The 19,722-nt window shown below is 63.5% G+C and carries 21 protein-coding genes; 14 read left to right on the top strand and 7 right to left on the bottom strand.

Annotated elements, in window-relative coordinates; all coding sequences use genetic code 11:
- Nucleotides 1-163: 163 nt before the first annotated feature.
- Both UP09_RS21075 and UP09_RS21070 read right to left on the bottom strand, forming a co-directional pair.
- Nucleotides 164-349, bottom strand: coding sequence for a hypothetical protein (locus tag UP09_RS21075; protein ID WP_044540204.1), 186 nt, complete (start codon nt 347-349; stop codon nt 164-166).
- A 78-nt stretch (nt 350-427) separates the two neighbouring features.
- Entirely contained in the window at nt 428-691 is a 264-nt protein-coding gene (locus UP09_RS21070; RefSeq protein ID WP_044540203.1) for a hypothetical protein, read from the bottom strand.
- A gap of 611 nt (nt 692-1,302) precedes the next feature.
- Here UP09_RS21070 and UP09_RS21065 point away from each other — a divergent pair.
- The 12 genes from UP09_RS21065 (at nt 1,303) to dhaK (ending at nt 11,427) form a co-directional block, all read left to right on the top strand.
- Nucleotides 1,303-2,661, top strand: a complete 1,359-nt coding sequence (locus UP09_RS21065; protein ID WP_044540202.1) for an ABC transporter substrate-binding protein — start codon at nt 1,303-1,305, stop codon at nt 2,659-2,661.
- A 112-nt stretch (nt 2,662-2,773) separates the two neighbouring features.
- Nucleotides 2,774-3,709 carry a carbohydrate ABC transporter permease gene (locus UP09_RS21060; protein ID WP_044540274.1) on the top strand — a complete coding sequence of 312 codons (936 nt, stop codon included), beginning with the start codon at nt 2,774-2,776 and terminating at the stop codon, nt 3,707-3,709.
- Complete coding sequence (locus tag UP09_RS21055) at nt 3,706-4,680, top strand: carbohydrate ABC transporter permease (RefSeq protein WP_044540201.1); 975 nt, start codon at nt 3,706-3,708, stop codon at nt 4,678-4,680. The genes UP09_RS21060 and UP09_RS21055 overlap by 4 nt, the downstream gene beginning before the upstream one ends.
- Nucleotides 4,677-4,877 (top strand): hypothetical protein, encoded by a 201-nt coding sequence (locus UP09_RS21050; RefSeq protein ID WP_044540200.1) that lies wholly within the window; start codon nt 4,677-4,679, stop codon nt 4,875-4,877. Before UP09_RS21055 ends, UP09_RS21050 begins: the two co-directional genes overlap by 4 nt.
- 10 nt (nt 4,878-4,887) lie before the next feature.
- Entirely contained in the window at nt 4,888-5,985 is a 1,098-nt protein-coding gene (locus tag UP09_RS21045) for an ABC transporter ATP-binding protein (RefSeq protein ID WP_044540199.1), read from the top strand.
- On the top strand, nt 5,978-7,003 hold the full coding sequence (locus UP09_RS21040) for an ABC transporter ATP-binding protein (protein WP_044540198.1): 1,026 nt from the start codon (nt 5,978-5,980) through the stop codon (nt 7,001-7,003). The genes UP09_RS21045 and UP09_RS21040 overlap by 8 nt, the downstream gene beginning before the upstream one ends.
- 12 nt (nt 7,004-7,015) lie before the next feature.
- Nucleotides 7,016-7,639, top strand: a complete 624-nt coding sequence (gene dhaL / locus UP09_RS21035) for a dihydroxyacetone kinase subunit DhaL (RefSeq protein WP_044540197.1) — start codon at nt 7,016-7,018, stop codon at nt 7,637-7,639.
- The gene (dhaM, locus tag UP09_RS21030; protein WP_044540196.1) at nt 7,636-8,028 is read left to right on the top strand and encodes a dihydroxyacetone kinase phosphoryl donor subunit DhaM; all 393 of its coding nucleotides are present in this window, start codon (nt 7,636-7,638) and stop codon (nt 8,026-8,028) included. Before dhaL ends, dhaM begins: the two co-directional genes overlap by 4 nt.
- Nucleotides 8,029-8,059: 31 nt before the next feature.
- Nucleotides 8,060-8,362: an HPr family phosphocarrier protein gene (locus UP09_RS21025; RefSeq protein ID WP_245302098.1), complete on the top strand. Its 303-nt coding sequence runs from the start codon at nt 8,060-8,062 to the stop codon at nt 8,360-8,362.
- Nucleotide 8,363: 1 nt separating this feature from the next.
- Nucleotides 8,364-9,983: a phosphoenolpyruvate--protein phosphotransferase gene (gene ptsP, locus UP09_RS21020; RefSeq protein WP_044540194.1), complete on the top strand. Its 1,620-nt coding sequence runs from the start codon at nt 8,364-8,366 to the stop codon at nt 9,981-9,983.
- Nucleotides 9,976-10,398: a hypothetical protein gene (locus UP09_RS21015; protein WP_044540193.1), complete on the top strand. Its 423-nt coding sequence runs from the start codon at nt 9,976-9,978 to the stop codon at nt 10,396-10,398. The genes ptsP and UP09_RS21015 overlap by 8 nt, the downstream gene beginning before the upstream one ends.
- A gap of 45 nt (nt 10,399-10,443) precedes the next feature.
- The gene (dhaK, locus tag UP09_RS21010) at nt 10,444-11,427 is read left to right on the top strand and encodes a dihydroxyacetone kinase subunit DhaK (RefSeq protein ID WP_044540192.1); all 984 of its coding nucleotides are present in this window, start codon (nt 10,444-10,446) and stop codon (nt 11,425-11,427) included.
- 83 nt (nt 11,428-11,510) lie between these two features.
- Here the strand turns inward: dhaK and UP09_RS21005 are convergent, their stop codons facing one another.
- Genes UP09_RS21005 through UP09_RS20995 form a run of 3 tightly spaced genes read right to left on the bottom strand, consistent with a single transcriptional unit; the run spans nt 11,511 to nt 14,800 of the window.
- Nucleotides 11,511-12,917 (bottom strand): MFS transporter, encoded by a 1,407-nt coding sequence (locus UP09_RS21005; protein WP_044540191.1) that lies wholly within the window; start codon nt 12,915-12,917, stop codon nt 11,511-11,513.
- A gap of 44 nt (nt 12,918-12,961) precedes the next feature.
- Nucleotides 12,962-14,005 carry an L-idonate 5-dehydrogenase gene (locus tag UP09_RS21000; protein ID WP_044540190.1) on the bottom strand — a complete coding sequence of 348 codons (1,044 nt, stop codon included), beginning with the start codon at nt 14,003-14,005 and terminating at the stop codon, nt 12,962-12,964.
- Nucleotides 14,006-14,065: 60 nt separating this feature from the next.
- A complete protein-coding gene (locus tag UP09_RS20995) occupies nt 14,066-14,800 on the bottom strand; it encodes a GntR family transcriptional regulator (RefSeq protein ID WP_245302096.1) in 735 nt (244 codons plus the stop codon).
- Nucleotides 14,801-14,914: 114 nt separating this feature from the next.
- Between UP09_RS20995 and uxuA the strand changes: the two genes are divergently transcribed.
- Both uxuA and UP09_RS20985 read left to right on the top strand, forming a co-directional pair.
- Nucleotides 14,915-16,132: a mannonate dehydratase gene (gene uxuA, locus UP09_RS20990; protein ID WP_044540188.1), complete on the top strand. Its 1,218-nt coding sequence runs from the start codon at nt 14,915-14,917 to the stop codon at nt 16,130-16,132.
- A complete protein-coding gene (locus UP09_RS20985; RefSeq protein ID WP_044540187.1) occupies nt 16,129-17,604 on the top strand; it encodes a mannitol dehydrogenase family protein in 1,476 nt (491 codons plus the stop codon). The genes uxuA and UP09_RS20985 overlap by 4 nt, the downstream gene beginning before the upstream one ends.
- On the opposite strand, the gene UP09_RS20980 is transcribed toward UP09_RS20985, so the two are convergent.
- Together UP09_RS20980 and UP09_RS20975 are read right to left on the bottom strand one after the other, a co-directional pair.
- Entirely contained in the window at nt 17,605-18,585 is a 981-nt protein-coding gene (locus UP09_RS20980) for a phosphotransferase enzyme family protein (protein ID WP_245302095.1), read from the bottom strand.
- Nucleotides 18,585-19,400: an HAD-IIA family hydrolase gene (locus UP09_RS20975; RefSeq protein ID WP_044540185.1), complete on the bottom strand. Its 816-nt coding sequence runs from the start codon at nt 19,398-19,400 to the stop codon at nt 18,585-18,587. The genes UP09_RS20980 and UP09_RS20975 overlap by 1 nt, the downstream gene beginning before the upstream one ends.
- Nucleotides 19,401-19,722 lie beyond the last annotated feature (322 nt).

Below are 19,722 nucleotides of genomic sequence, written 5' to 3'. Positions count from 1 at the left end.
TCCCCGAACGCGATCGCATCGGCGATTCGCGGCTGTGCGGGCTGACTTGCCCGCCGCTGTCGCTCCGGACGTCAGCTCGGCCCGGATGCGTGAGCCATTCGGTCGGCTGCCACGAGCGGCGCACCCATCAACAATGTAGTGCCGCTCGTAACCGCGCGCAGCGTTAACGCTGGTGGCCGAGGCCGATACCGAGTTGAAGCGCCTTTTGGCGCAGCGCACCGACCGTCCGCTTTGTCGTCTTGGCTATTTTGACGACCGGCGTCCGTGCCTTTGAATGCGCCTTGAGGTCCTTGATGTCGTTCTTGGTCCACTCGCGCCGCTTAACGCGTTTCTTGGTTGCCTTCTTCACAATGCGTGCTCCTTTGGATCAGAGCGGGCTTGTTATCACAGCTTTCCCGCAGTGACGACCGTCAAAAAAGGCAGACGATCACAGGAATTCGCGCAATCGGGCCAACTCAACGACGTGCTCGTGAGATAAAACGTCTGTCACCAAAGGCGGCTGCGGCGTGCAGTGGATTTCGTACAGATGACGCGCCGACGCAGGCTTCGACATGAAGCCGCGTATGCAGTCATCGAGCGTGCCGTCTACGACCACGTAGGGCCCCGAACCGGGGCGGCGCTCATTGTTGAGCGATGGCCATTTGCGAAGATTCGCCGGCGCCTGGAAATTGATCTGAAGATCATCACTCATGTTGGCATGTCCCGAACTGATACCGGCTCAGTCTAATCCGGATAATTGATGTCAACCAGACATTGAATGGCTGAGCGGCTCGGCCGGATAAATACCCATCGCCGCCGACAATTACAAAGCTCGCCGTCTCCTGCGCGAGACAAACTCGCAAAGCCGCCGCTCGCGCCCTCAATAGCCTCATTGAACGTTCAGTAAAGTCATTTGCTAAACATGTTGGGCGCGCTCAACCTTTTGGTTCTTCTGCTATTTGCGTGGTCTGGATGGCTCTCGCCAGGCCCGGTCGACGATCGCAAACGCACGAAATGACCATGTATAATGCTGCATTGCGATCGTGCCGTTTGCGCGCGCGAACGTCGCAAATCATTTCGTCAGGCTCACGAGAACCGGCTTGACGGCTTACAAAATTTAGTAATACGTTTAGTACCACAAGAAAACTAAACATCGCGCATCGAGCCGATGCGGGGGAGGAGGCATTCCATCCGGACATTTTTCCGGAGCGGGGCCGTCTCGTTCTCCATCATCGCTCATCAACTCGGTTTCAGGTCTCGGCGTCGTCCCTCGCAGGGCTCGCCGAGCGGGTGAGGTGCTTCAACGATAGGGAGGAAACGGATATGCGAAGATTGAATTGGCTAGGCAGTGCAGCGGCGTCTGCGGTCCTTGCGGTCGCTGCGTTGGGAGTATTCGGCGGCGGCGAAGCCGCTGCACAGAACAAGCAGCTCACGCTGTGCTGGGCGGCATGGGATCCGGCCAACGCTTTGGTCGAACTGGGCAAGGACTTCACCAAGCAATCCGGCATCGAGATGAAGTACGAGTTCGTCCCCTGGACGAGCTATGCCGATCGCTTCCTCAACGAGCTCAACTCGCACGGCAAGCTCTGCGACCTGATCATCGGCGACAGCCAGTGGATCGGCGGCGCCGCCGAGAACAAGTGGTACGTCAAGCTCAACGATTTCTTCGACAAGGAGAAGATATCGATGGACGACTTCGTCCCGGCGACGGTCGTCGGCTATTCGCAGTGGCCGAAGAACACGCCGAACTACTGGGCGTTGCCGGCGATGGCCGATGCGGTGGGCTGGACCTATCGCAAGGACTGGTTCTCGCGGCCGGAGATTCAATCCGCGTTCAAGGCCAAGTATGGCCGCGATCTGGCGCCACCGAAAACCTATGACGAGTTGAAGCAGATCGGGGAGTTCTTCCAGGGCCGCGAGATCGACGGCAAGAAGGTCTATGGCGCCTACATCTTCACCGAGCGCGGCTCGGAAGGCATCACCATGGGCGTGACCAACGTGCTCTACAATTACGGCTTCAGCTACGAGAATCCGAAGAAGGCCTATCAGATGCAGGGCTTCGTCAATTCGCCCGACGCGGCCAAGGGTCTCGAGTTCTACAAGGAACTCTACAAGTGCTGCACCGCGCCAGGCATGACCAACGCCTACATGCAGGAGGGACTCGATGCCTTCAAGTCGGGCCAGGTCGCGATGCAGATGAACTGGTTCGCCTTCTTCCCCGGCCTCTACAAGGATCCGAATGTCGGCGGCGACAAGATCGGCTTCTTCGTCAATCCGGCCGGTCCGAACGGACACTTCACCCAGCTCGGCGGACAGGGCATCTCGGTGGTAGCGACCTCCGACCACAAGGACGATGCGCTCACCTATATCAAATGGTTCGCGCAGCCGGCCGTGCAGCAGAAATGGTGGCAGATCGGCGGCTACTCGGCGCTGAAGGCGGTGGTCGATGCGCCCGATTTCCCGAAGAGCGCGGCGTTCGCGCCGCAATTCCTGGAGTCGATGGGGATCGTCAAGGACTTCTGGGCCGAGCCGTCCTACGCGCAACTGCTGCTCGACACGCAGAAGCGGGTGCATGACTACGTCGTCGCCGACAAGGGCACGGCGCAGCAGGCGCTCGATCTCCTGGTCAAGGACTGGACCAAGGTCTTCAAGGAGCAGGGCAAGGAAGTCGCGTCGCAATAGCCCTGTGACCCACGTGACCTAACTGAACTGGCTTCCCCGAGCGCCGTCTCGGGGAAGCCGAAACAGCCAGCCGATGGACCCGATGACGACGATCCTTGAACCTGATCATGCTATGATCCCGCGCGTGAGCGAACCCGCTAAATCCCGCGCCGCGTGGCGTGTCCGTGGCCTTTCGGACCGCACCATCGCATGGCTGTTCATTGCGCCGACGATCACGCTGTTGCTGGCGATCAACATCTTTCCGCTGGTGTGGATGATCCGGCTGTCCTTTACCAACCTCAACCTCAGCATGTCCTATCTGCCGCTGCGGTTCGTCGGGCTCGACAATTTTATCGACATCCTGACCGACGAGGAGGTCTGGATCCGGCTGCAGACCACGGCGCAATTCGTGATCTGCTCGGTGGCATTGCAGGTGGTGATCGGGTTCGGCCTGGCGCTCCTGATCAACCGCCAGTTTCGCGGCCACAGCTTTTGGACCACGATCATCCTGCTGCCGATGATGCTGTCGCCGGCGGTGGTTGGCAACTTCTGGACCCTGCTGTTGCAGCCGCAGATCGGGCCCTTCAACTCCCTGATCAGTCTGTTCACGGGTGTGCCGCCGAGTTCGTTCAGCATGACCGGGCAGGTCGCGCTGGCGCCCTGGACCATCGTGCTGGTCGACACCTGGATGTGGGCTCCCTACGTCATGCTGATCTGCCTTGCCGGGCTTCGATCGATTCCCGACTACATTTATGAGGCGGCCGAAGTCGATCGTGCCTCGCCCTGGCGGCAATTCTGGTCGATCACGCTGCCGATGGCGGTGCCGTTCCTGATGCTTGCGGTGCTGTTCCGTGCGATCGAGAACTTCAAGATGTTCGACATGGTCAATCTCCTGACCTCGGGAGGGCCGGGGTCGACCACCGAGCTGGTGTCGATCACGCTGAAGCGCGCGGCGTTCGAGAAATGGCGCACCGGATATTCCTCTGCGCTCGCCATCATCCTGTTCGTGACCGTGTTCGGTGCCGCCAATATCTACGTCAAAGCGCTCAACAAGGTGAAGCAACGATGACCGCTGCCGCCGCCAAACCTGTGGTCAGGTCCACCGCCCACTCCATCGTCGAAGCCACGCCGCGCGCAAGGACCGTGGCCGGCGGCCTCGTCATTCTCTACGCCGTGATCACGATCCTGCCGCTGCTCTGGATCGTTGCCACCGCGTTCAAGTCGCAGAGCGATGCCATCGCCTATCCGCCCAAGGTGCTCTTCCAGCCGACCCTCGAAGGCTACGTCAATTTGTTTACGGTGCGCACCCGCCAGACGCCGGACTTCATCGCCAAGTTGCCGCCGCCGCAGACCTGGTACGACAGACTGGTGCGCCAGCGCGACATGGTCATCGCCGGACCGTCGAAGGTCGTGCCGCGCTTCGTCAACTCGCTGATCATCGGCTTCGGATCGACGTTCCTGGCGGTCTTCCTCGGCACGCTCGCGGCCTACGCCTTCTCGCGCTTCCGCATCCCCCTGGCGGATGATCTCCTGTTCTTTATCCTCTCGACACGGATGATGCCGCCGGTCGCGGTCGCGATCCCGATCTATCTGATGTACCGGGAGCTCAACCTGACCGACACCAGGCTCGGCATGATCCTGCTCTACACCGCCGTGAATGTCTCGCTCGCGGTGTGGCTGCTCAAGGGGTTCATCGACGAGATCCCGCGCGAGTATGAGGAGGCCGCCCTCGTCGACGGCTACACGCGGCTGCAGGCCTTGCGCAAGGTGGTGTTGCCGCAGGCGGTCACCGGGATAGCGGCAACCGCGATCTTCTGCCTGATCTTCTCGTGGAACGAATACGCCTTTGCGGTTCTGCTGACGAGCGGCGAGGCGCAGACGATGCCGCCTTTCATCCCCTTCATCATCGGCGAGGGCGGGCAGGATTGGCCGGCCGTTGCGGCCGCGACCACGCTGTTCGTCGTCCCGATCGTCCTGTTCACCGTGGTGTTGCGCAAGCACCTGCTCCGCGGCATCACCTTCGGAGCTGTGCGCAAATGAGCGATTCTGCTGCAGCCAAAGCCGGTCTCTCTCGCTGGTTCCGTCGCGGGCCCTGGGAGAACGGCGCGATGATCCTGATCGGGGGCGGCATCTTCATGCTGGTGCAGCCCTGGTCGATCGACCTGTACAGCTACTCCTTCATAACCATCCTCGTCGGCACGATCGGGTTCATGATCGTCAGTCATTTTCCGGAATAGGGCGGCAGAGATGGCTCAGATCCGCGTCGAGAACCTCCGCAAGTCGTTCGATCAGTTCACGGCCGTGCAAGGCTCGAACTTCACCATCGATGACGGCACCTTCTTTGCGATGCTGGGACCGTCGGGCTGCGGCAAGACCACCACGCTGCGCATGATTGCGGGCCTCGAACTGCCGACCGAGGGGAAGATCCTGCTGGATGGCGAGGACGTGACGTTCCGCCGCGCCGCCGCGCGTGACATCGCGTTCGTCTTCCAGCTGTTCGCGCTCTACCCACACATGAATGTCGCAGAGAATATCGGCTTTCCGCTGAAGTGCCAGGGCATGGGCCGGCGCGAGATTCGCGAGCAAGTGCAGGAGACCGCGCGGCTGTTGCGGATCGAGCATCTGCTGTCGAGCAAGACCTCGAAACTGTCCGGTGGCGATCGGCAGCGGGTCGCGCTCGGTCGCGCCATGGTCAGGCGGCCGAAGGCGTTTCTGATGGACGAGCCGCTCGGCGCGCTTGATGCCGAGTTTCGTCATCTGATGTGCGGCGAGCTTCGCGACCTGCACGATCGCATTGGGGCGACCACGGTCTACGTGACGCACGATCAGCTCGAGGCGATGTCGATGGCGGATCAGATCGCCGTCATGAACAAGGGACGCGTCGAGCAGATCGGTTCGCCGCAGGAGGTCTATGACCGGCCCGCGAGCATGTTCGTGGCCGACTTCATCGGCTCGCCCCCGATGAACTTCCTGCGCTTTGAGGGAGGTCTGCATTCCGGCGATCGCGCGATCAGCTTCCACGATACGCGGATCACGGTCCCAGAGATCCGCGAGGATCGCACCAGCGCCGAGCTGGCGCTCGGGGTGCGCCCAGAGCATATCCGCTTCGCCGACGCGGCGCCGGTCCGCGGCGAGGTGTTCGGCGCGGAATATCTCGGCACCACGCAGATCGTCACCGTCGACACGGCGCATGGACGTGTCGCGGCGCGGCTGCCCTCCAGCGCGTCGGTGCAGGTCGGCGAAACGGTGGGTCTTGAATTCCAGTCCGAGAGGCTCGCGCTGTTCGATGTCGGCAGCGGCCTCGCAATTCGGACCGCTAGTCAGGAGAGCGCACGCCATGGCTGACGTCGTCCTGCGCAACATCAGCAAGCGCTTCGGCGCGATTGAGGCGGTGCGCGAACTCTCGCTGACGATCAACGACGGGGAATTCATGGTGCTGCTGGGGCCGAGCGGCGCCGGCAAGACCACGACGCTGCGGCTCATCACCGGTCTCGAGAGTCCTGATGCCGGCTCGGTCATGATCAACGGGCGCGACGTAACGCATGAAGCGCCAGGGTCCCGGGATATCGCGTTTGTCTTCCAGCAATATTCGCTGTATCCGCATCTCACGGTCTATGACAATTTGGCGTTTCCGTTGCGCTCTCCCGCGCATCGCGTGCCGGAGCCGTTGATCCGCAAGCGCGTTGAACAGACGGCAGAGCTGTTGCATATCGGAAGCAAGTTGAACAACCGCGCAACGCGCCTGTCGGGTGGCGAAATGCAGCGGGTGGCGATCGGCCGGGCGCTGGTTCGCGATCCCGCGATCTATTTGATGGACGAGCCGCTCTCGTCGCTGGATGCGAAGCTCCGCGCCGAGCTTCGCCTCGAACTCAAGCGGATCCAGCGCGAGCTTGGCGCGACCATTCTCTACGTGACCCACGATCAGGTCGAGGCCATGACGATGGCCTCACGGATCGGCGTGATCAGGGATGGTCAGTTGCTTCAGCTCGGCACGCCGCGGGAGATCTACGAAGATCCCTCCAGCCTCTATGTCGCCTCGCGCCTAGGCACGCCCCAGATCAATGTCCTGCCGGCCCGTCTGTTGTCCGACGTGCCGGTGCCGCCGGGAACGGAGACGGTCGGCATCCGCACCGAGCACCTCCAGATCGGTCCACGCAATGGCGGGCAGATGGTTGGCCGCGTCCATCGCGTCGAGCACCTCGGCGAGCAGAATCACGTTCACCTGGACTATAGGGGCGCGATGCTGGTGACGCTTGCGGATCCGCATCAGCCGTTGCAAACCGGGCAGGAGGTCGAATTACACCTGATGCATCCGCTTTGTTTCGATCACGCGGGGCAACGAATCCCTGCGATGATTCACTAGAGGACCAAGTCGATGTCACTGCAACCCGAGACGTTCAGATCGCTGATCAAGGTGGCCGCCGAGCAGGTCATTGCCAGCGCGCCGGAGTTGACGACGCTGGATCAGGCGATCGGCGATGGCGACCACGGATCAAACATGAAGCGCGGATGCGAGGCGGTGCTTGGCAAGCTCGACGCGATCTCCGCGCAGCCGCTCGATGAAGCGCTGAAGATGATCGGCAAGACCCTGGTGATGACGGTCGGCGGCGCCTCCGGGCCGCTTTACGGCAGTTTCTTTCTCGCCGCCGGCGAAGCGCTCTCGCACGACAAGCATTTGCCGGATGATCTCGCCGACGTCTTTGGCAGTGCCGTAGACGCGGTCAGCGCGCGCGGCCGCTCGCACGTCGGCGAAAAGACGATGCTGGATGTGCTTGTTCCCGTGCTGGAGACGCTGAAGGCCGCGGCCGGACAGCCGGATCTGATCGCGCGTATCAGGACCACCGCAACCGATGCGCTCGCACGGACCGCGCCGATGCAGGCCACCAAGGGACGTGCGTCGTTCCTCGGGCCGCGCAGCATCGGACATCTCGATCCGGGCGCACGCTCGAGCTGCGTACTCGTGCAGGCAGTCTGCGCGAGCCTGGAGGGGAAGCAATGACTGAAACCGTGAGTATCGTGATCGTCTCGCATTCCCAGGACATTGCCAAGGGCACCGCCGACATGGTGCGGCAGATGGTCGGTAGCGAGGTCAAGGTGGCGTTCTGCGGCGGCAATCCCGACGGCGGATTGGGCACCAGCGTTCCCCTCATTATGGACGCCATCAACGATGCCTGGTCGGCGAAGGGCGTCGCGATCCTGGTCGATCTCGGCGGCGCCGAGACCAATAGCGAGATGGCGGTCGAGATGCTGGAACCCGCGCGCCGCGATCTCGTCGTCGTCTGCAACGCGCCGATCGTCGAGGGCGCCGTGATGGCGGCAACCGAGGCGGCGGGCGGCAGCTCGCTGGCCCAGGTGAAGGCCGTGGCCGAGGAACTCTCTGCCGACTGATCTGTCGGCGAAGCGATAATGGAACATGAGCATGCTTGATAAAGCGGACGAACAGATCTTCACCGGCAATGTACGGCTGGTGCACGCGGTGGGCATGCATGCGCGCCCGGCGGTCAAGCTGACCAAGCTCGCCAAGAAGTTTCAGGCCCAGATTTCCGTCCGGGTCGAAGGCGCGCCCGAGTGGATCAATGCCAAGGGTGTGGCCAAGATCATGGCGATGCGCGCCGCTCACGGCAGCACGATCGAGATCAAGGCGTCGGGCAGTGACGCGGAGGCCGCCGTCGCGGCGCTGGTCGAGCTGATCGCAACCGACTTTCCGGACGGGGCTCCGTAGCATGCAGGGTGGCGCCGCAGGACTGGCCTATCGCGGCAGGACCGCCTCGATCGGCTTCGCCCATGGTCCATTCGTCCGGGTCGATGCCGGCACGAACGGCGCGCGCGTCGTGGGCAACCTGGCTGAAGAGGCGCTCGCGCTTCGTGCTGCGATCGATAAGGCAAGCGGACAGATCGCGGATCTGGCCGAAATCGCCGGTGGCGAAGCTGCTCAAATTCTCGAGTTTCAGGTCGCGCTGCTGGAGGACGAGGACCTCGTTGAAGCGATCTTCGCCTCGATCGGCGAGGGCGATGCTGCTGACGTCGCGTGGCGTACGGCGCTCGACGCGCAGATCGCGGATTACAATGCGGCGCCGGACGAATATTTGCAGGCGCGCTCCTCGGACCTTGCGGATTTGCGCGACCGCGTCATCAACATTCTGCGGGGAGGCGGGGGCCAGCCTCAGGCAATTCCGAGCGGCGCCGTCGTCTGCGCCGAGGATTTGCCGCCCTCGCGATTCCTGGAGATCGACTGGTCCGGCGGCGGTGGCCTGGCGCTGTTGGGCGGCAGCCCCACCAGCCATGTTGCGATGCTGGCGCGTGCGCGCGGCATTCCGATGGTCGTTCAACTCGGCGCGATTCCGGATGCGGGAGCAACCGCGCTGCTCGACGGCGAGGGAGCGACGCTCGAACTCGATCCCAGTGCCGAGCAGGTCCGCCTGTTCGAGAAGCGGCACGAAAGCCATCGCAAAAGCAGGGCGTCCGCGCGCGCGATCCTGCGCCGGCCGACGGCATCGTGGCGCGGCGAGCCGATCAAGCTGTTCATCAACATCCAGCGCGTTGCCGATCTCGATCACGCGGACGCGCAATATGCCGATGGCATCGGCCTGATGCGCACCGAGTTCCTGCTGACCGAGCGGGGCGCTCTGCCCGACGAGGAGACCCAGTTCCAGGCCTATGATGCGGTATTGCGTTGGGCCGCCCGGCGCCCGGTGACGATCCGGACCTTTGACGCCGGCGGCGACAAGCCGGTTTCAGGCTTTACGCTGGATGGCGAAGCCAATCCGTTTCTCGGGGTTCGGGGCTTGCGGCTTTGCCTGGCCCGGCCCGAAATATTTGCTGTTCAACTCCGCGCGCTGGCGCGGGCCGCGGTGCGTGGAAATCTCAAGGTCATGTTTCCGATGGTCACGTCGGCGGACGAGCTCGAGGCGGGACGGCAGCTGTTCGCCGACATCGTGCAGCGCTTGCAGGCGGACGGCGTTGCCGCGATGCTTCCCGAACTGGGGATCATGGTCGAGGTCCCGGCGGCGGCGCTCGCGATAAGGAGCTTCAAGGCCGCGTTCTTCTCGATCGGCTCGAACGATCTCGCGCAATATGTGCTTGCCTGCGACCGTTCCAACGGAGCCCTCGCGCCGCTGATGGATCCGCTGCATCCAGCCGTGCTGGAATTGATCGCGAGGACGGCCGAACACGGGCGGCGCGCCGGGATCAGCGTCAGCCTGTGCGGCGACATGGCTGGCGATCCGCGCTGCCTCCCGGCCTTGCTGAACTGCGGCTTGCGCGAACTATCCGTGAATGCATCGGCGCTTGCGCAGATCAAGCAGACCATCGACCGGCTGAGCAGCGGAGGCAGCCTTGGCTGACACGGTGAGCGACGAACCGGCCGAAGCCGGCGCTGTTGCGGTCTACAAGCGGATCTTCAAGGAGGTGCTGGAGAGCCGCCCGTCGGGCATGCGGCTGCGCCTTGCGCACGCCATCGGAAAGAATCGCAGCTTCGTCAGCCAGATCAGCAATCCAGCCTATCCGGTGCCGATACCTGTGCAGCATCTCAATACGATCTTCGACGTCTGCCACTTCCCGCCACAGGCGAAGACCGCCTTTCTACGCGCCTATGCCCGCGCACATCCGCGCCGGATCGGCCGATTGAGCGAGGGATCGCACGAGCGGACCTTGACGCTGCATTTGCCGGATCTCGGCAGCGCCAAGCGCAACACCGAACTCGATACGTTGCTGCAGGAGTTCACGCGGCGCCTGATTGCCATCATGCGGGAAAAATAAGCGTGAGGCCAAGGCAAGAAACCGGGACGGAACGGGGAGGAGACAATGAAGAAGTTCATCAATTCGGTCGACAGCGTGCTCGCAGAGAGCCTCGACGGCTTTGCGGCCGCGCATGCGGATCTTGTCACGCTCGGAGCAGAACGGAAATTCGTGCGGCGCCGCGAGCTGAATCCGAAGAAGGTGGCGCTCGTATCGGGCGGCGGCAGCGGGCATGAGCCGCTGCATGCAGGATTCGTCGGCTATGGTATGCTCGACGCCGCCTGTCCGGGTGAGGTTTTCACCTCGCCGACGCCGGATCGGATCGTCGAGGCGGCACAGGCGGTTGCGGGCGAGGCCGGCGTTCTGTTCATCGTAAAGAATTACGCGGGCGACCGCATGAACTTCGAAATGGCGGCCGAGATCGCCGAGGGCCGCACGGCGACCATCGTGACGGATGATGACGTGGCAGTCGAGAAGTCGACCTACAGCATCGGGCGCCGCGGTGTGGCCGGCACCCTGATTGTCGAGAAGATCGTCGGCGCGGCCGCGGAGCAGGGCGCCGATCTCGCCGCCTGCGTGGCGCTTGGCGAGCGCGTCAACGCCCGAACCCGCTCGATGGGAGTCGCGCTGACCAGCTGCACGGTCCCGGCGGCGGGCACGCCAACCTTTGTGCTCGGCGAGGACGAGATGGAGATGGGGGTCGGCATTCACGGCGAGCCGGGACGCCGCCGGGTCAGGCTGGAGCGGGCCGATGCGATCGCGTCCGAGATGACGACAGCGATCGCGGATGATCTCGACGCGCGCGCCGGGACCGAGGCCCTGCTGCTCGTCAACGGATTTGGCGGCACGCCGACGATCGAGCTCTATCTGATGTACAATGCGGCGCGGCGGCTGCTCGAGCAGCGCGGCTTGCGCATCGCCCGCTCGCTGGTCGGCAGCTACGTCACCTCGCTGGACATGGCCGGCTGCTCGCTCACCGTCAGCCTGCTCGACAGCGAGACATCAGCGCTCTGGGACCATCCGGTGCGCACGGCCGCGTTGAGATGGTGATCGCGGTTGCCGGCGGTTCCGTCCCGCCTGAAGAATCGGTGGCGCGCGCATCCGCTTGAATGCGCGCGCCGGTCTCGATCGACTTAGGCTTCCTTCTCGGATTCCACGTAGCCATACACCTCGGGCAGGATGAATTTTGCTGCCAGGAAGCCGATCAGCGACAGGATTGACACCGCAAAGGTGGCGCCGGCCTTGCCGAGCGAGGCATTGACGAGCGGGAAGACGAACGCACCGAAGAATGCGGCGGCCTTGACGAAGACGTAGCCGAACCCGGCCGCCGTCGCCCTGAAGCGGGTCGGCGCCACCATCGAGGCGATCGTCATGCCGTTGGACGCGTCCCAGTAATGGCCCCACATCAGAATGCAGGCGCCGACCACGATGAGGATCTTCCAGTCGTTCTGGATGGCGAACCCGCCGAGGATGAGGCCGGCGAACGCGAGGCCAAAGCCCCACATCGCCACGCCGCGATGACCGATCTTGGGCAGCATCAGCGGCGCGACGAAGCCTGACACGGTGGCGAGGCAAAAGATCAGGGCTGTCACCAGATTGGTCCCGGTGATGTCGCCGCTGCTGGACACGCCGACGCCGCTCAGCACAAGGATCACAGGAAGATAGAAGCCCCAGGCGGTGAACTCGGCGCCCTGGCAGGCGTTGGAGATCCAGGCAAAGATCGTCGCGCGTCGCTTGATCGGATCCGCCCAGATCACCTTCAGGAAATCGCCGAGCTTGGGCTTTGGCAGTTTCTGGTCCTGGTCGGGCAGCATATCGAGCGGATCATCGAACAGCCGCTTCGAGACTTCCTTGGCTTTCACGAACTGGCCACGCTGCAGCAACGACAACGGGGTTTCCGGCAGGTCGAGCCGGCCGATCAGCAGGATGGCCGCGGGCACGGCGCCAAGCGCCAGCGCAATGCGCCACAGCAGCGAGTGGTCCATTCCCCACACGTACATCAACGTGATCACGAGAATCGAGAACACCTCGCCGAGACCGAACATGAACTGCCAGCGGCTGCCCATCTGCTCGCGCTTGCCCTTCGACATCGATTCCATGATGTAGGCGTAGCCGTTGGCGATGTCGCTGCCGAGCGGAATGCCGATCAAGAGACGCACGATGATCAGTTCCCAGATGTCGCGCACAAAAGCCTGGGCGATCGCCAGCACGATGAACAGCACCATGGTGCCGATGAACACCGTCTTCCGGCCGAAGCGATCGGCGAACACGCCGCCCAGCAGGGCGCCGACCAGCGCACCGCCCTGCACGGCGGCTGTCACCAGACCGATTTGCGCCGGTGTCGGGTTGAAGTCCGTCTTGATGAAGATCAGCACAAAGGCGATCGCGTAGAGATCCCACGCCTCGATCAGGATCGTGGCGATCATCATCCAGCCGCCTTGGGTGCTCGACGCTGTACCGGGCTTGTTGAGCAGGCGCTGGGTGGCTTCGTCCGAAAGCCGTCGGACGTCGTCGGCGTCCATCGTGGTCGTCATACTCATCTGTCCCTCCCGTTTTTATTTTCTTGGCTCAGGTCCCGCGGATTTTACGTCGCGAAACTCAGTTGCACCTTCATCTGCGATGTGCGGTCGCGCACGACGTCGAAGGCGTCGCGAATCCGGTCCATCGGCAGGGTCGCGGTGATGATCGGACGGACGTCGATGCGCCGCTCGGCGATCATCCGTGCCGCGACCGGATATTCGGCATGGAAGCGATGCGTGCCGGCGAGGCGGATCTCCTTGCCGACCAGGGCATTGAACGGGATGTGGGCTCCGCTGCTGACGCCCACCGCCACAATCGTTCCCCGCGGTTTGACGACAGGGAACATGGTCCCGAGCGCGACCCCGGCCCCGGTACATTCGAAGCCGACGTCGAAGGTGCCCTTGTCGGCGGAATAGCGCTGCGCGAGGCTATCCGGCTCGGCGAGCGCATTGACGGTCGTAGTGGCGCCCATCCTGATGGCGGCGTTCAGCGGCGCGTCGGCGATATCGACCGCGACGATCTCCTGGGCGCCGGCGAGCTTTGCCGCCCCCACCAGCAGTGCGCCGATCGGCCCCGCGCCCATCACAAGCACGCGCTTGCCGAACACGCTGCCCGCATTGTTGATGGCGTGCAGGCTGACCGAGAGCGGTTCGGCGCAGGCGGCTTCGTTCAGCCCGACATCGCCGACCGGGACGCACTGAAAATCCTCGACGATGATCTCGTCGCGAAAGCCGCCATTGCAATGCGGCTTGCGCATCGCGCTGCCGAAGAACTGCATCTCGAGGCAATGCTGCTGTTGTCCGATCTGGCAGAACCGGCAACGGCCGCAGGGCAGGCTGGGACATAGCGCCACGCGCTGTCCCGGCTTGACGTTGGCGACCTCGCCGCCGACGGCTTCGACGGTGCCGGCGACTTCGTGGCCGAGGATGATGGGCTCGCTGACCCTGATCGTTCCGATACCGCCATCCCGGAAATAATGGATGTCCGAGCCGCACAGGCCGCCGGCGCCGATCCGCACCCGAACTTGTCTGGGACCGACATTGCCAATCTCGCGCGTTTCAATGCGCACATCGCCGATCCCGTGGAGCACGCAAGCCCGGGTCTTCATGGTCAATCCTCGCCTTGTTGTCTTGCTGGCGTCACCGATCGGTGGGTCAGCTCCGAAAGCTTATGCTGACGTGAAAAAATCGGGGTGTTGCGCTTCGATCGATGGAAGATCATCCATGATCAGCCGCAGATGTTCGCGCATCGCGCGCTCGGCCGCATCCGGCGAAGCCTTCTCGATCGCATCGACGATAGTGGTGTGCTGGCGCACGAGTTTGCTTTGCGGGAAGCTCCGCAAGGACAAATGGCGGACGCGGTCCATCTGAAGCTTGACGTCTTCGATGACTTTCCAGCCGTACAGCCGGCCAGCGGCATCCGCCAGGGTCCAGTGAAACTCCTCGTCCAGCCGCATGAAATCATAGAGTTCGCCGACCGGTACGGCGCGTTGGGCGACGAGCTGCTTGCGTAGCCTGGCAACCAGGCCGGCATCGCCTTCGGCGGCCAGCTCACGCACGATATTCGCCTCGATCGCCTCGCGAACGAAGCGCGCGTCCATCACCGCGGTCTTGCTGATCTTGCGAACGAAGGTGCCGCGCTGCGGCCTGATCTCGAGCAGGCCTTCCTCGGCAAGCTTGATGAAGGCTTCGCGCACCGGCTGGCGGCTGATCGCAAATCGCCGCGCGATCTCGGCCTCCGACAATGCGGTCCCGGGAGCGATTTCACAGCGGATGATGCGCTGCCGGAGCCCGGCATGGATCTGCGGTCGGACGGGAATGGTCAGATCCAACGCCCAGACGAGATCGCGCGGCTCTGCCGCGCCATCGATCGAGATCTTGTCCGGGTCCACAATCATTCCCATGCTTTGTCATAGTGCTGACTACCATACTAGTCAACCGAAATCTGGCGTGCTAAACGGATCTCACCCCTAGGTATTCGCGCCCGCACCCGCGCCGGTTCGGAAGGAGACAGCATCATGAAACAGACGTGGCGATGGTTCGGGCCGCACGACCATGTCTCCGTCGACGACATGATGCAGGCCGGCGTCGAGGGCGTCGTCAGCGCCCTGCATCACGTGCCGACCGGCGAGGTCTGGACCTCAGGCGAGATCGCAACCCGCCAGCAAGCGATCGGCCGCATGAAGGATGGACAAGCGTCCGGCCTGCGCTGGGACGTGGTCGAGAGCCTGCCGGTGTCGGAGGACATCAAGAAGCAAAGCGGCAACTGGCGCGCGCACATCGACAACTACAAGACCAGCCTTGAAAACCTCGCGGCCGCCGGCATCGAGGTGATCTGCTACAATTTCATGCCCGTGCTCGACTGGACCCGGACGCAGCTCCATTGGCGCTTGCCCAACGGCGCCACCTGCATGCGCTACGACTTCGTGGACTTCGCGGCCTTCGACATCTTCATCCTGGCCCGGCCGGAAGCGGCGGCCGACCTTCCCGGCGAGGTGGTCGAACAGGCGCGCCGACGCCATGCCGCGATGACCGCGCCGGACAGGGAGATGCTGGCGCGCAATGTCGTGTTCGGATTGCCCGGCGCCGCCGATAATTTCACGCTGGCCGATGTGAAGGCGCATCTTGCGGACTACCGCGACGTTTCGGCCGAGCGGCTGCGCAAGCATTTGGTCGACTTCCTCGGTGAGGTCGCCCCGGTCGCCGAACGGTTGGGATTGCGGCTGTGTTGCCATCCCGACGATCCGCCGTTTGGGTTACTCGGCCTGCCGCGGATTATGTCGACCGAGGCCGACTATGCCGCGGTCATGGCAGCGGTGGATTCGCCCGCAAGCGGCATCACGCTGTGCACGGGGTCACTCGGCGCGCGGCCCGACAATGACCTGCCGGGCATGATGCAGCGCCTCGGCAAGCGCGTGCACTTCCTTCATCTGCGCAACGTCAAGCGCGAGTCGAACGACATTCGCGGCTCCTTCTACGAGGCCGAGCATCTCGGCGGCGACACCGATATGGTTGCGGTCATCGCCGCCGTTCTGCGCGAAGAGCGGCGGCGCAAGACGGAAGGCCGCACCGATTGGTCGATTCCATTCCGCCCCGATCATGGCCATGATATTCTCGATGACCTCAACCGCAGCGGGCAGCCCGGCTATCCCGCGATTGGCCGCCTGAAGGGGCTCGCCGAACTGCGCGGCATCTTCACCGCCCTGTCACATCCGTCGGTGAGCTTGCCGGCATGAACGCGCCAAAACGCCTGTCGTCGCTTGCCGACGTCACCGGCGCCGCACGTCGGCCGACCTACGATCCGGCCCGGCACGGCCATGGCATCGTCCATCTCGGAATCGGGGCGTTTCATCGCGCGCACCAGGCCGCCTACACCGACGCCGCGCTCGCGGCCGGAGGCGGCGATTGGCGGATCGTGGGAGCGAGCCTGCGCAGCGTCGAGCTCGCCGATGCGCTCAATCCGCAGAACGGTCTCTACACCTTGATTGAGCGCGGTGCGTCCGAGGTGCGCGCCAGGGTGATCGGCAGCATCGCGCACGTCATCGCGGCCAGCCGTGCCCCCGCCGATTTGATGACAAGCCTGATCGACCGGCGCACGCGCATCGTGACGATGACGGTGACGGAAAAGGCTTACGGCGTCGACCGTGCGACGATGACCGTCGATCTCAGCCATCCGGTTGTTGCCGCTGATTTGCAATCGCCGGACAATCCGTCCGGCGTGCTCGGCCTTTTGACCGAGGCACTGCGGCGTCGGCGCATCGAACATGTCGATCCCTTCACCGTGCTTTGCTGCGACAATTTGCCTGACAATGGCGGGTTCGTCCGCTGCGGGATGATTGATTTCGCCCGCCGGCGCGATCCGGCGCTGGGCGACTGGATCGCCGAGAAGGTCTCGTTTCCATCGTGCATGGTCGACCGCATCACGCCGGCCTCCACCGAGCAGACGCGCGAGGATGCGCTGCGCCTGACGGGCTGCATCGATCAGGCGCCGGTCGAGACCGAGCCGTTCGCGCAATGGGTCATCGATGATCGCTTCCCGACTGGCCGTCCGGCCTGGGAGGCAGGCGGCGCGCTGTTCGTCGATGATGTCGAGCCGTACGAGGCGATGAAGCTGCGCATGCTCAATGGTGCGCACTCGATGCTCGCCTATGCGGGCTTTCTGAGCGGCCGGCGTTACGTTCGCGACACGGCAGGGCCCGCGGGCTTTTGTCCCCTGATCGAGCGGCACTTCAAGGCCGCGGCTGCGACGTTGCCTCGGTTGCCCGCGATCGACCTTGATGCCTATGCGCGGCAGCTGCTGTCGCGGTTCGCCAATCCGGCAATCGCGCACGAGACTTACCAGATTGCGATGGACGGCACCGAGAAGCTGCCGCAGCGGATTCTTGCGCCGGCACTCGAGGCGCGCGCCAAGGGCCTTGACGTCCGGCCGTTTGCTTTCGCGATCGCGGCGTGGATGCGCTACTGCCACGGGCGACTGGACGATGGCACGCGCTACGTGCTGCGTGATCCACGCGAGGACGAGATCGGCCGCCTGTTGTCTGATGTCGTTGCACCATCAGACGTCGTCGATGCCTTGCATGCGCTTCCGAACTTCTTCCCGGCCCCGTTGCGGACGGATCCGGTCTGGCGAAACGCGGTCAATTCCTGTCTCGGCACGATGATGGGTGAGGGCATGCAGGCTGCGCTTGCCGCGGAGATGCGGACCTGATCAGAACCCCCGGAGAAACCGCTCGCCCATCGCGACGGTGTCGTGGGTATGATCCGTTCCCAGTCGGCGTGCCGTCTCGGTGTCCGAGTGCGATGAGATCCAGGCCGTTAGCAGTATTCGTCTCAGCATGACGAAGACCGGCAGCATCGCCTCGTCGTCCTTCGACACCGACGCGACCGTTCGATATCCCTGCAGCCAGGCCTCCTGCAGCTCGGCCACAACTGACTCATGTTCCATGAAGCTCACAGCGGCGGCGAAATCGTAGAAGAACCAGGAAAAGCCGCAGTCGTCGAAGTCGATGATGCCGAGCCGTTCGCCGTCGACCAGCAGGTTGGCGAGGCGCAGATCGGCATGAACCAGGCCGAAGCGCTCGCTCTGCTGACCATACGTGCTGATACGGTCGGCGAGCGAATCAGCAACCCTCTGCAGCAACTGCCTTTCGGCATTGCCAAGCCCCAGCGCCGCGCGCCAGTCGCCCCAGAGCGGACGTGTGCCGAGCATGGCATCGAAGTCCCAGGTCTTGCGCTGGAAGGCGGGTGGTCTGGTCCACGATCGGCTGTGCCGGTGAAGCTGTGCGGTCAGCATGCCAAGCTTGACAAACCAGCTCGGGAGCGAGCCCGACTGATCGGGCTCGTATCCGCTCATATACTCGAATGCGACGACCTGCCGCATCGATCCATTCAGTTGGACCGAACAAAGCAACAGGCCGTCACGGTCGGCCAGCGGCCGCGGCGTTGCGATGACGTCATCTGCGATCAGCGCTGTTATCCACGACAGTTCCGAAACAATCTCCGCCGGCGCGTGGTAACCGATCCGCTGTACGCGCAGCACCAGCCGCTGTCCCGAGAACGGGTCCTCCGCGAGGAAGGTGGTGTTCTCGGAATGGCTAAGGAACGTGAGCGTGGCGTGCTCGGACAGGTTCCACTGCGGCAGCGCGGCGGCGAGTTCAGACCGCATCGTCTCGATGATGGCTGACGTCATCATCTGAAAGCTCCGGTCTCCTCCGCCGGCGAGGCGACGAGATCGAGCAGGCTCGCGATGACCAGATCTGGCACCACGCCCGTCACCGCATTGAATGGCACGTCGCTGGCGAGCAGGACCGCGCGCAGGCCGGCGGCCTGGCCCGCCACGATATCGGTCTTGATCTGGTCGCCGATCATCACCGTCTCCTGTTTCGATGTTCCGAGATGGCCGAGCGCTTGTTTGATCATGAACGGATCGGGCTTGCCAACCACGATCGGGACCGCGGTCGGTACCGCAGCAGTCACCGCCGCCGTCAGGACGCCGACGCAGGGGTCGTAGCCATCATGCACGGGCGTCAGCACATCGGGATTCGTGGCGACGACGGTAGCTCCCGCCAGCGCTGCGCGGATCGCCGTACGCAATTTGGCATAGGTCAGGCGAGAGTCAAAACCGAGAACCACGACCTCCGCGTTGGTCTCGGTCAAACGAAATCCTGAGAGCTCCAGTGCCTCGAGCAGAGGCTGCTCGCCGGTTGCAAACACCGGCGTTCCCCTTGGCCAGCGCTGCTGAAGCAAGAAGGTCACCGCCGAAATGGTGTTGAAGACCTGCGCTGCCGTGGCCGGAATGCCCATGCCGCTCAGCTTGGCTGCAAACTGCGCCGCTGATTTGGTCGAATTGTTGGTGACGAACGCGTAAGGCACGCCCTGTTGATGCCAAGCCTGAAACGCCTGAACCGAGGCCAGAATTGGGTGATCGTCGCGGTAGGCCACGCCATCGAGGTCCGAGATGATGCCGCGAATTGGGAAGTCCGCACGAGAGTGACGCTGTTGCAACCTGGTGGTCCGTCCATGTCAGATGATGTCTTGAATCTCATGCCATCATAGGTCGCCCGCGCCGGATTGTTGTTCTGGCCGTCCATCATTCCTGTGCTGCATAGCGGAAGGGCGTGCTGCCCTGGAATTGAGCGGTGCGCTGCGGCGCTGTGCGATTCACAGCATGGAAGGTCGATCCCGGGAGCGTCAGCAACGGAATCGTGGAGCAGCAGGATTCAGGCGTTCGCGCCGTTTGGTCTACGCTTTGCAGGTCGCCAGGCAGGTTGTCGAGTGAGTTGCCGAGGGCCGATAGAAGCGGCCGAAAACGTCGCGACCATAACAA

This window comes from Bradyrhizobium sp. LTSP885 (assembly GCF_000938305.1).
Lineage (GTDB): Bacteria > Pseudomonadota > Alphaproteobacteria > Rhizobiales > Xanthobacteraceae > Bradyrhizobium.
Note: the sequence above shows the minus strand (reverse complement) of the source record. Positions and strands in the feature narration are given on the sequence as shown.

Excerpts from the sequence above, each read along its gene's own strand:
- UP09_RS20985 (WP_044540187.1), top strand. The coding sequence starts at position 16,129 with ATGAACGCGCCAAAACGCCTGTCGTCGCTTGCCGACGTCACCGGCGCC.
- UP09_RS21005 (WP_044540191.1), bottom strand. The coding sequence starts at position 12,917 with ATGAGTATGACGACCACGATGGACGCCGACGACGTCCGACGGCTTTCG.
- dhaM (WP_044540196.1), top strand. The coding sequence starts at position 7,636 with ATGACTGAAACCGTGAGTATCGTGATCGTCTCGCATTCCCAGGACATT.
- UP09_RS21070 (WP_044540203.1), bottom strand. The coding sequence starts at position 691 with ATGAGTGATGATCTTCAGATCAATTTCCAGGCGCCGGCGAATCTTCGC.
- UP09_RS21050 (WP_044540200.1), top strand. The coding sequence starts at position 4,677 with ATGAGCGATTCTGCTGCAGCCAAAGCCGGTCTCTCTCGCTGGTTCCGT.
- UP09_RS21000 (WP_044540190.1), bottom strand. The coding sequence starts at position 14,005 with ATGAAGACCCGGGCTTGCGTGCTCCACGGGATCGGCGATGTGCGCATT.
- UP09_RS21060 (WP_044540274.1), top strand. The coding sequence starts at position 2,774 with ATGATCCCGCGCGTGAGCGAACCCGCTAAATCCCGCGCCGCGTGGCGT.
- UP09_RS20995 (WP_245302096.1), bottom strand. The coding sequence starts at position 14,800 with ATGGGAATGATTGTGGACCCGGACAAGATCTCGATCGATGGCGCGGCA.
- dhaK (WP_044540192.1), top strand. The coding sequence starts at position 10,444 with ATGAAGAAGTTCATCAATTCGGTCGACAGCGTGCTCGCAGAGAGCCTC.
- UP09_RS21045 (WP_044540199.1), top strand. The coding sequence starts at position 4,888 with ATGGCTCAGATCCGCGTCGAGAACCTCCGCAAGTCGTTCGATCAGTTC.
- dhaL (WP_044540197.1), top strand. The coding sequence starts at position 7,016 with ATGTCACTGCAACCCGAGACGTTCAGATCGCTGATCAAGGTGGCCGCC.
- UP09_RS20980 (WP_245302095.1), bottom strand. The coding sequence starts at position 18,585 with ATGACGTCAGCCATCATCGAGACGATGCGGTCTGAACTCGCCGCCGCG.
- ptsP (WP_044540194.1), top strand. The coding sequence starts at position 8,364 with ATGCAGGGTGGCGCCGCAGGACTGGCCTATCGCGGCAGGACCGCCTCG.
- UP09_RS21055 (WP_044540201.1), top strand. The coding sequence starts at position 3,706 with ATGACCGCTGCCGCCGCCAAACCTGTGGTCAGGTCCACCGCCCACTCC.
- UP09_RS21065 (WP_044540202.1), top strand. The coding sequence starts at position 1,303 with ATGCGAAGATTGAATTGGCTAGGCAGTGCAGCGGCGTCTGCGGTCCTT.
- UP09_RS21025 (WP_245302098.1), top strand. The coding sequence starts at position 8,060 with ATGCTTGATAAAGCGGACGAACAGATCTTCACCGGCAATGTACGGCTG.
- uxuA (WP_044540188.1), top strand. The coding sequence starts at position 14,915 with ATGAAACAGACGTGGCGATGGTTCGGGCCGCACGACCATGTCTCCGTC.
- UP09_RS21040 (WP_044540198.1), top strand. The coding sequence starts at position 5,978 with ATGGCTGACGTCGTCCTGCGCAACATCAGCAAGCGCTTCGGCGCGATT.